General features: G+C 68.9%; 9 protein-coding genes. 4 read left to right on the plus strand and 5 right to left on the minus strand.

The window, feature by feature from the left end; all coding sequences use genetic code 11:
* Positions 1 to 118 precede the first annotated feature (118 nt).
* Together ABZW96_RS35210 and bfr are read left to right on the plus strand one after the other, a co-directional pair.
* Entirely contained in the window at positions 119 to 310 is a 192-nt protein-coding gene (locus tag ABZW96_RS35210; RefSeq protein ID WP_355080904.1) for a (2Fe-2S)-binding protein, read from the plus strand.
* A 58-nt stretch (positions 311 to 368) separates the two neighbouring features.
* Positions 369 to 848: a bacterioferritin gene (gene bfr, locus ABZW96_RS35215; protein ID WP_039801806.1), complete on the plus strand. Its 480-nt coding sequence runs from the start codon at positions 369 to 371 to the stop codon at positions 846 to 848.
* A 471-nt stretch (positions 849 to 1,319) separates the two neighbouring features.
* Here bfr and ABZW96_RS35220 read toward each other — a convergent pair whose 3' ends face one another.
* The 5 genes from ABZW96_RS35220 to ABZW96_RS35240 form a co-directional block, all read right to left on the minus strand.
* Entirely contained in the window at positions 1,320 to 2,162 is an 843-nt protein-coding gene (locus ABZW96_RS35220) for a patatin-like phospholipase family protein (RefSeq protein ID WP_355080907.1), read from the minus strand.
* Positions 2,163 to 2,404: 242 nt separating this feature from the next.
* Complete coding sequence (locus ABZW96_RS35225; RefSeq protein WP_355080909.1) at positions 2,405 to 2,605, minus strand: hypothetical protein; 201 nt, start codon at positions 2,603 to 2,605, stop codon at positions 2,405 to 2,407.
* Between the two features lie 38 nt (positions 2,606 to 2,643).
* Positions 2,644 to 3,672: an adenylate/guanylate cyclase domain-containing protein gene (locus ABZW96_RS35230; RefSeq protein ID WP_355080911.1), complete on the minus strand. Its 1,029-nt coding sequence runs from the start codon at positions 3,670 to 3,672 to the stop codon at positions 2,644 to 2,646.
* Positions 3,673 to 3,697: 25 nt separating this feature from the next.
* Entirely contained in the window at positions 3,698 to 4,024 is a 327-nt protein-coding gene (locus ABZW96_RS35235) for a hypothetical protein (protein WP_355080913.1), read from the minus strand.
* A gap of 338 nt (positions 4,025 to 4,362) precedes the next feature.
* A complete protein-coding gene (locus ABZW96_RS35240; RefSeq protein ID WP_355080915.1) occupies positions 4,363 to 4,788 on the minus strand; it encodes a DUF4383 domain-containing protein in 426 nt (141 codons plus the stop codon).
* A gap of 1,094 nt (positions 4,789 to 5,882) precedes the next feature.
* Between ABZW96_RS35240 and ABZW96_RS35245 the strand changes: the two genes are divergently transcribed.
* Both ABZW96_RS35245 and ABZW96_RS35250 read left to right on the plus strand, forming a co-directional pair.
* Positions 5,883 to 7,727, plus strand: coding sequence for an ABC transporter ATP-binding protein (locus ABZW96_RS35245; protein WP_355080917.1), 1,845 nt, complete (start codon positions 5,883 to 5,885; stop codon positions 7,725 to 7,727).
* The coding region (locus tag ABZW96_RS35250) for an ABC transporter ATP-binding protein (RefSeq protein WP_355080919.1) at positions 7,724 to 9,256 on the plus strand (1,533 nt) is incomplete at its 3' end. The genes ABZW96_RS35245 and ABZW96_RS35250, both read left to right, overlap by 4 nt.

A 9,256-nucleotide genomic window follows, 5' to 3' on the forward strand; every position in this document is an offset into this window, starting at 1 on the left:
GCGACTCGCGTCGGCACCGGACTTCACACCGCTGCTCCGAGCTGCTATACATTAGGGGAGGCTTACCTCGTTAGTCGAGGCTAACCTCAGCGATAAAGTGACCTGGTTGTGAGGCTTCATGTATGTCTGCATCTGTAACGCGGTGTCCGAAGGTGACGTGCACACCTGCGTTTCGGCGGGCGCCGACAGCATCCGCCAGGTGAAGAACGCCTGCGGATGGAAGCCCGGTTGCGGCAGCTGCACGGCGCGGTTGGCCGAGGTGATCGGCCGCGCGCGGGCATCCACCGGAGCGCAACCCTCGGCCGCCTGAGCCGACACACCAGGCGGTCTGTCCGCAGCTGCGCGCATTTTGTGCCACGATCGCTGCTATGGACGGCGACAAGGACATCGTTGCGCTGCTCAACGAGCAGCTGACGGCCGAACTCACGGCGATCAACCAGTACTTCCTGCACGCCAAGATGCAGGAGAACTGGGGCTTTACCAAGCTGGCCCGGCACACCCGGCACGAGTCCATCGATGAGATGAAACATGCCGAGATCCTCACCGACCGGATCCTCTTCCTGGAGGGCCTGCCGAACTACCAGAAGCTCAACCCGCTGCGCATCGGGCAGAGCGTGCCCGAGCAGCTGCGGGCCGATCTGCAGATCGAGATGGAGGCGGTCGAACGGCTGCGCCGTGGCATCGAGTTGATGCGTTCACGCGGCGACGTCACCTCCGCTCGTATCTTCGAGCAGATCCTGGAAGACGAAGAACAGCACGTCGACTACCTGGAAACCGAACTCGATCTGGTGGAGAAACTCGGCGAGCCGCTGTACCTCCAGCGCTTCACCGAGACTCCGGACGACTGATCTGCCCTGGCGGTGCGCCTCGGAGCGGCCGACCGGCGTTACGCTCCGGCGCTCGTCACGCCGAGGCGTATCGCCGGGCCAGCCGCCTCCGGTGCTCCGCGGGCGTACCGAACAGGGACCGATCGAGCGCGGAACTCGGCGCGGGCCGGGTGCCGGCCATCCGGTCCCGTCAGGTCGAAACGCCGGCCGCCGGGCTGCACGCTCCGATGGGCGTCGCCTTGGGCCCGGACGGAACCGTTCTGGTCTCCAAAACCGGTGTGGGGCGGACCGTTTCGGTGCGCGGCGCCGGGATCGACACGGTGGTGGACGGGGCGAAGTGGTTCGGGAATCCGTGCGACAGGATGCCGTGCACCGTGCGGAATCCTTTGTCCCAGTGGCTTAGAGGGACCGACGTCTCCAGTCCACAGCGGCGCCGGGCGTGGAGCGACGGGACACGCCCGCCCGATCAGCAGGCGGTCGGTTACGGCTCGGTCAGCCTTCGGGCCAGACGTCCTTCAGCAGCAGCGCGGCATCGGCAGACTGGCGCACGCCCGCCGCATACGCGGGAGCAAGCGCCGCCGAGTCGAACACGTCGATTCCGAACGCGGCGACGCCTTCCTCGTCGGGGACAATGGAAACCTCTGTCGCCGAGCCCAACTCGCGATCGCTGGGGATGCGCGGGAACATGTGCGCCAAGGGTTCGAGGATCACCACGACATCCGCGCCCGCGGCCAGGTCCGCGTTGACCGGCGAGCGCAACCCGCCGTCGAAGTAGTGGCGGCCGTCGATCGGGACCGGCGGGAAGACACCGGGCACCGCCGTGCTGGACGCCAGCGCTTCGGGCAACGACGCCGCGCCGGCCTTGGTCCATGCGCGCAATTCACCAGTGGTGATGTCGATCGCGGTCACGACGAGATCGCGCGCCGGCCACTGCGCCACACCGGCCAGCCCGCCGATACGCGCGATGTGCTCGTCCGGATCACCGGCCTGCGCGGCCAGCGCCAGCTCCCCCGCCCGGCGGCGTGCCTGGGCCGGATCCTGGCCGGGGGCGCGCAGCACGGCGAATATCTCCGCGATTCGCGCCGGATCCGCCCGCACCGGCGCCGCCGACGTGGACGGCGGCCGCAACAAGCGCGCCGGATCGCCACCGTCGGCCAGGACCGCACCGACCACCGAGCCGGCGGAGGTCCCCACGAACCGGTCGGCCAGCGTCAAGTCGATCCCGTTGTCCCGCAGCCCCGTGGCCAGTCCCGCCAACCACGTCAGACCGACCGGACCACCCCCGCCCAGCACCAGCGCGACCGAGAAACCCTTGGATGACACCGTGTCCGACATGACGCCAGCCTATCCGCACCGGCCCGGCCGACCGCTTGCTCATTCGGCCGACTCGTCGACCTGGCTCGCGATCTCTCAACGGTGATAGATCTCCACGACGGCGTTGCCGACCACCCCGACGAGACCGGGACCCCAGTTCATGCACCCTGTCGTCGTACGCTGCCCGTTCGGCGTGAAGGGATAACTGAGCTGGACGTAGGAACCGACCGCGTACAGCGGGAACGGCCCCGAGCTGTAGATGCCTACGCATTCCAGGGCAAGACGTATTCGGCTCCCTCGAGTTCGTCGGGTTGGCAGACCGCCGAAGCGCTGAACAGATCCCGCTCGACGACGCAATCCCGCGGCGTCGCCTGAGCCGGGCCCGAACCGGCAACCGCCGCGAAGGCCGGCACCGGAATCCCGACGACGCCGAGCCGCGCGAGTACGGCGACAGTTCTTTTCATCGAAGCTCCACATCATCTCGCCACGGGGCGGTAGCCGGTCAGCTTTGTTTCCGCTGGCGCTCTCGCAACACGTGGGAACGCAACCGTGAGAATCCCTTGACCCGCACGCTGCGCAGATGGCGCAAGAGGAATTGGTCGTCGTCATCCAGAGCCGCGGCGGCGCCGTCGTCGAGGAGGACGGTCCCAGGGCGGGCCACGCCGGTGAGCCGAGCGGCGACGTTGACCACCGTGCCGTAGAGGTCGCCGAAGCGGGTGAGGACGGGCCCGTACGCCAGGCCCACCCGGACCTGGGGCATTTCCGGAACGGTTTGCGCCGCTCGGGCGACCCCCGCGTGCATCGCCAGGGCGATTCGCGCACCGTCGCGGGCATTCTCGGCGGCGAACATCACCTCGTCGCCCACGTTCTTGATCACCCAGCCGCCGTGGGCGGTGACCGCTTCGGTGGTGGTGGTCTCGAATGTCTCCAGCAGATCCGTCAACTCGTCGAGGTCGAGGTGACGGGAGAGCCGGGTGTAGCCGACCATATCGGCGAAGCCGACGAGCAGTTGGCGTGTGGCGCCATCGGATTCGAGTGAGCGGCTCAGCGCCGCGGCGAGATGTCGTTGCCACGCGTACTGCTGCAGATCGGTGAGCACCGCGATGGTCCGGGCAGTGGCCTGGCGGTTCGATTCGGACATCGACTGCCCGCCTTCGGCGGCGATGCGGCTGCCGATCTCACGGGCGATCAGATCCGCCTGCCACTCGGCCAGTCGCGCCATCGCCTGACCGACACTGCGGGCGGCGGCGATCTGACTCTGCTCGCTCGCCCCCGCGACCGGGTCCATCGCGGTGAAGTGGCGCACCGCGGCGATGTCGGCATCGGTGAACACCACGTCGTCGTCACTCGCCGTGGCGGGGAAGCCGAGCGCAACCCACAGCTTCTTGGCACGTTCGACAGACACTCCGGAAAGCTCGGCCACCTGGGCGCGCGTGTACCGTCGTGGGCCGCCGAGCAACGACTGCTCGACCACAGCGTCGACCACGTCGGTCACCGCACCGGATTCGATCACCCCGCCAGTACAGCACATGCGGCGGCGACCGGCGCCCGATGATTCATGCCCAGATTCGCGACAGCGCCGAACGGGAGTACGTCTGCTGGGGCGTCACGGTGATCAGGTCGCAAACCTCGACGAGTTCGCCCGGCACCGCATTGCCGAAGTGGTGCAGACCCGGTGCGATCACGGCGTCGACGCCGAAGGTGCGGACGACGTCGACGAGGCGATCCACCGGTGCGTCGGTGCCGGCGCCGAAGGTCACCGTCTTACACAACTCGTAACCCAGGCGTTTGGCCAGACTCCGCATCTGCGCTTCGTCCCAATCCTGGGACACACCCGAGACGTCCTTGCGGAGATATCCCAGTGCGGGTGGTTTGGCCCTCATCGGTACTCCCTTGCCGCGTTGCCGAAGTAGTCGAAGCGCCTGCACTCCTGCGGCTCGCGCGGTGTCGGCGCATCGAATTGCAGGCTGAGCAAGTTATTGACATCATATGTTGTCAACAGCAGTCGATGTCAACATGTGAGGCGTTCGACAAAGCGACTTTCCGGCATCGCCCGCACCGAGCGTACCGCCGAAGGGCGAGCTGCGCCGGTTGCGCCGCCTGGCGATGGGATTCGTTGAACCACAACACTTTTCGGTAACAGACCGGACACGGGGTGGTGTCGGGACACAGCCTTCGAACCGGCGGTCCATTCCCATGGACGACGCGGCCGATGCGTCGGCTATTCCAGAATTCCGGTCTGCCTGCCCGCGCCGGGCGCCTGGGTCAGTGGCCGCCGCGCCAAGACCGCACCGAGGGCGATCATGCCCGCGCCGAGCACGAAATGCAGCCAATTGTCGGCCGTATCGAGCGGCACGAAGTTCGCGTCGCTGCCGGGGTTTACGACGAGTCCGTACAGCCACAGCACGAGATAGAGGGCGCCGCCGCCGAGGAGGAACGCGCGCGCCGACGGAGCCGTGCGGGCGGCCAGCACTCCGGCGAGGCCGAAAGCCAGATGGACCGCGTTGTGCAGCACCGACACGCTGAACAGACCGAGCAACTGGGCCTGCGAGTGATGTCCCGCCCAATCGAGTTCGCCGTAATCGGTCGTGATCCCCGGAATGAACCCCAGGATACCGACCAGGAGGAACGCGGCTCCTACCGCCATGGCGGCGACCTGAAGAGGAGACCGCCGATCCGTTGTCGCGCCCGGTGTGGAATTGGACATCGCCGAACCAGCCCTTTCGGTGTGGGTGGACCTCCGTCCCCACCGTGCTACCCGGGCGACAACGAGGCAAACAACGACAGCCCAGCCCTGCGGGACGACATCGCCCCGCAGCGAGCGGCAGAGTCCGAGCACCGCCCATCGCGACGAACGAGCGAGACATGGTCGTGCTGAGACGCCACCCACATACTGTGCGACAGAGGCACTTTCGTGATTAGCATCTCCTCCGTTCGGCGCACCGAAAGCCACGGCGGCGAAAGCATCGGCGTTCGCGCTGGTTATTCCGTTCGCAGCGGGGTCGGTCGCGGCTTTCGGACACGATTGCGGAGGCATCGGCCCCGCGCCGCGGACTCGCGCGCGCCATCCGGTCGGTGAATACTGTTGACGACTCGAAAACAACTGTCCGCCTTGGTAAGCCGACGCAGTCTGTCAACCGGATGGTGATGCCAGGGAGGCAAGGACCGTGTTGGTCTGGTGTGTTGTGACGATGATCGTGGTCGTTCTGCTGGGAGGAGCGGCGTCGGCGATGGCATGGGATCCGCGGGGGCGTCGCCGCTCGGCCGCCGCTACGCCGGTTCCGGTGTCGGTGACCTCGGAGTCCACCGTGCCGAACCAGGGCGAGTGGCCGCGCACACGGTGAACGCGACGTCCGGCCCGCAAGAGGGATACCCGGACGAGTGCACGGGCGCGGTAGCGACGATGCGCCGGCCGCTGTCGCCGGAGGCGCGTTTGCGGCCGCATTGCTCGCTCTAGCACCTTCCGTCATCAGCGGCATACTCGGAATCTCTCGGGCGCATTCTGTTCGCACGAAGGTGCGGTCGTAGCCTTCCCCCGGATCGGGATCGCACCGGCGGCAAGATCGTCCGCGCCACCGCCGAACTTTTGCCGGGAAGCATCGTCGTCCCCGCAGTTTCCGATCACGCTGATCGAGTCCATTGCTGCCGATCCACGATCCGAGGCACGGTTGTCCAGGGCGGGCAGGCGGTTGGAGGCGTGGTGGCGAACGGATCAGCCCGGACATTCCGGTGTCCGGGGTCATGAGCTACGGGAGAGGCGCACTGCTCGCCGCGGCCGCCGACAGCGAGGCCGGGCAGGACCCCCGCACCCTGCGCAGCGGGCTGGCGATCATGCTGCGCGGGTGCGGGCGGGCACCGGGCGCCGCCGCGGTCGCGATCGGCTCCGGCCTGGTGAACGCGTGCTGCATGGTGCTCGCCGCGAGAGCCGTCGGATGGAGTACGGAGCACGTGGTGGTCGCGAGCTTCGCCGAGGGCCGTTTCCTCGCGGGCGCCGCCGCGACCGGTGCGGCCTTCGTGCTGGCGGTCTCGCTGCTGCGCATCGCGACGATCATCCTGCGCGGTGTGGCGACCGGCACGGTGCAATACCGCAACGAGGCCCAGACCCGCAAAGCCGTGGTCGCGCAATACCTGCGGCTGGGCATCGCCTGGCATCGCCGCAGGCCGGCCGGGCAACTGGTCTCCCGCGCGATCTCCGACGTGGAGACGGCCTGGGATCCCATGCAGCACTTCCCTTTCGCGGTCGGTATGACCGCCATGCTGCTGTTGGTCATGGTCGACATCGCGCTCGCCGACCTCTGGCTCGCTCTGATCGCGCTGGTGCTCATCCCGCTGGTGCTGGCCGCGAATCTGCTCTACCAACGGGTGCTCGCACCGCGGGCCCGGGCGGCTCAGCAGCAGCGAGCACTGGTCAGCGGGCTCGCGCACGAGGCCATCGCCGGACGGCAGGTGGTGCGCACCCTCGGCATCGGCGATCGGGAGATCGATCGTTTCGCGGCGGCCGCCGACGCCTCCCGCGCGGCGAACCGGCGCATGGGCAACGCGAGCGCCGTCTTCGACCCCGCGATCGAGCTGATGCCGCCCCTGGCGGCGCTGGCCATCCTGGCCGTCGGCGTGGCACGGGTCGACGCCGGGCTGCTCGGGGTCGGCGCCCTGGTGGAGGTGATCTACCTGCTCATCACCACCGCGATTCCGCTCAACGTCATCGCCCGCTTCCTCGGCGTGCTACCGCTGGGCGTGGCGGGGCAGACCCGAGTCGACCACGTACTCACCGCCGCCGACCGCCCGGCGCACGGGCAGCTCCCACTCGGTGCGCACGATCGCGGCGTCGCCGTGCAGCTCGCCGGAGCCGGTTACGGCTACACCGGCGACACCCGCGCGGTGCGCGACCTGACCGTACGGGTACGTCCCGGCGCCGTGCTGGCGGTGGTCGGCGCGACCGGCGCGGGCAAGAGCACGCTGCTCGCCCTGCTGGCGCATCTGCTCGAGGCCGACCGGGGCGCCGTCGCGCTCACCGGGGTCGACACCCGGCGCCTCGCACCGGACGCGGTGCGCCGCCGGACCGCGCTGGTCACCCAGAACGCCTTCTTGTTCGCCGACACCGCTCGCGCCAACATCACCCTCGGCGCCGCGGCCTCGGACGAAGAGATCGAGCGCGCGCTGCGCATCGCCGACGCCGCGGGGTTCGTCGGCCGCCTTCCCGACGGCCTGGACACCTACCTCAGCGACACCGTGCAACTCTCCGGTGGTCAACGTCAGCGGTTGGCGCTGGCGCGCGCCGTCTTCCGCCGCCCCGGCCTGCTCCTGCTCGACGACGCCACCTCCGCGCTGGACCCCCTGGTGGAGCGGACCGTGGTGGAGGCGCTGCGCGCCGAGTACGCGGCCGACGACCGCCGCACCACGGTGGTGCTGGTCGGGCATCGCGCCGCGACGGTCGGTCTCGCCGACACCGTGGTTTTCCTCGCCGGTGGACACATCGTCGCGCAGGGACGGCACGAGGACCTTCTCGCTACCGAACCGGCGTATCGCGCGCTGCTCGGCGCATACCACGCGTCCGAGCAGACCGACACCATGGAGCCGGCGTGGTGAACACGAGTCCAACCGAGCCGACGGGACCCGACTACCGAACCACCGGTCTACTGCGCCGGGTGCGCCGCGACACCGTGCTGTCCCGCCGCACTCTCGCGGTGATCTTGCTACTGGCCGTCGTCGCGGCCTCCGGCCGGATCGTCATCCCCGTCACCATCCAATACGCCCTCGACCACGCGCTGCTCGGTGCGATCGACCAGGCCACCCGCGCACGCGTCGTGACCGGCGCCGTGTTCGCCGGAGTACTCGCGGTACTGCTGGCGATGCTCGCTTCCGCGTTGATGAACCACCGGGTCATCCGCACCGTCGAGCAGGCACTGCTGGATCTGCGGGTGGCCGCCTTCGCCCGCATCCTGCGCCTTTCCCCCGCCGATCCCCGCGCGGATTCCGCAGGCGCTCTCGTCGCGCGCGTCACCAACGACGTCGACGTGGTCACGCTGTACGCCCAGTCCGGCGGAATCACACTGGTGCAGAACATCTCTCAGATGCTGCTGGCGCTCGTGGTGATGCTGGTCTACTCGTGGCCGCTCGCGCTGCTCGTGCTATTGATCGGCATCGGCGTCCCGGTCGCGGGCCACACGTTGCAGCAGTGGGTGGCGCGCCGCTTCGATGCCGTGCGCCGAAGCATCGGCGAACTCTACGGCGGCCTGCTGGAAGTGCTCGTCGGCATCGACACCATCCGCGGTTACGGCATCGAGGAACGGATGCGCGCCCGCGCCGACGCGCAGATCGACGCCGTTCTCGACGCCCAGCGGCGCACCCTGTGGCCGATGGGATTCAACGTCTCCATCGGCGAGGTCGCCAGCGGGCTCATCACCACCTCGGTGGTGGTGGCGGGCACCGCGGCCGGAATGGGCGTGCTGGGACCGGAACTCGGGCTCAGCGCGGGCGACATCGTCGCCTTCCTGTTCCTGGTGACCTTCTTCGTCCGACCCATGCAGTTCGCCGTCAGCAGCCTCGCCGACGCCCGCAATGCCGAGGCCGGCCTGCGGCGCGTGGTCGAAATCCTGGACATCCCCGAGGAACCCACGGCGGCTCGGCGCACAACGCTGCCATCCGGCCCGGCCATCGTGGAACTGCGCGGCGTCGGCTTCCACTACTCCCCCGACCGGCCCGCGTTACGCGGCCTGGACGTGCGTATCGCGCCCGGCGAGCACGTCGCCGTCGTCGGCGAGACCGGCTCCGGCAAGAGCACTTTCGCGAAACTCGTGACCCGGCAGCTGCTGCCGACCAGCGGCACGCTCACCCTGTGGGGTGTCGACCTCACCGAGATCGCCGACGAAGCACTCACCCGGCGGGTCGCGATCGTCCCGCAGGACGCCTTCCTCTTCGATCGCACCGTCGGCGAGAACATCGCGCTCGGTCGCGCGGGCGATTCCCGCGACGCCGTGCTCGACGTCCTGGCCCGGCTCGGGTTGCGGGACTGGGTGCGGACTCTGCCGCAGGGACTGGAGACTCCGGTCGGCCAGCGCGGCGAGGCCTTGTCGGCGGGTGAACGCCAGCTCGTGGCCTTGGCCAGGACCGCACTG

The organism is Nocardia sp. NPDC004168 (assembly GCF_040610355.1).
In the GTDB taxonomy this organism is placed as follows: Bacteria; Actinomycetota; Actinomycetes; order Mycobacteriales; family Mycobacteriaceae; genus Nocardia; species Nocardia sichangensis.

Bases quoted from the DNA above. Each gene is read 5' to 3' on its own strand.
- ABZW96_RS35210 (WP_355080904.1), top strand. From the start codon at position 119: ATGTATGTCTGCATCTGTAACGCGGTGTCCGAAGGTGACGTGCACACC.
- bfr (WP_039801806.1), top strand. From the start codon at position 369: ATGGACGGCGACAAGGACATCGTTGCGCTGCTCAACGAGCAGCTGACG.
- ABZW96_RS35220 (WP_355080907.1), bottom strand. From the start codon at position 2,162: ATGTCGGACACGGTGTCATCCAAGGGTTTCTCGGTCGCGCTGGTGCTG.
- ABZW96_RS35225 (WP_355080909.1), bottom strand. From the start codon at position 2,605: ATGAAAAGAACTGTCGCCGTACTCGCGCGGCTCGGCGTCGTCGGGATT.
- ABZW96_RS35230 (WP_355080911.1), bottom strand. From the start codon at position 3,672: ATGTGCTGTACTGGCGGGGTGATCGAATCCGGTGCGGTGACCGACGTG.
- ABZW96_RS35235 (WP_355080913.1), bottom strand. From the start codon at position 4,024: ATGAGGGCCAAACCACCCGCACTGGGATATCTCCGCAAGGACGTCTCG.
- ABZW96_RS35240 (WP_355080915.1), bottom strand. From the start codon at position 4,788: ATGGCGGTAGGAGCCGCGTTCCTCCTGGTCGGTATCCTGGGGTTCATT.
- ABZW96_RS35245 (WP_355080917.1), top strand. From the start codon at position 5,883: ATGAGCTACGGGAGAGGCGCACTGCTCGCCGCGGCCGCCGACAGCGAG.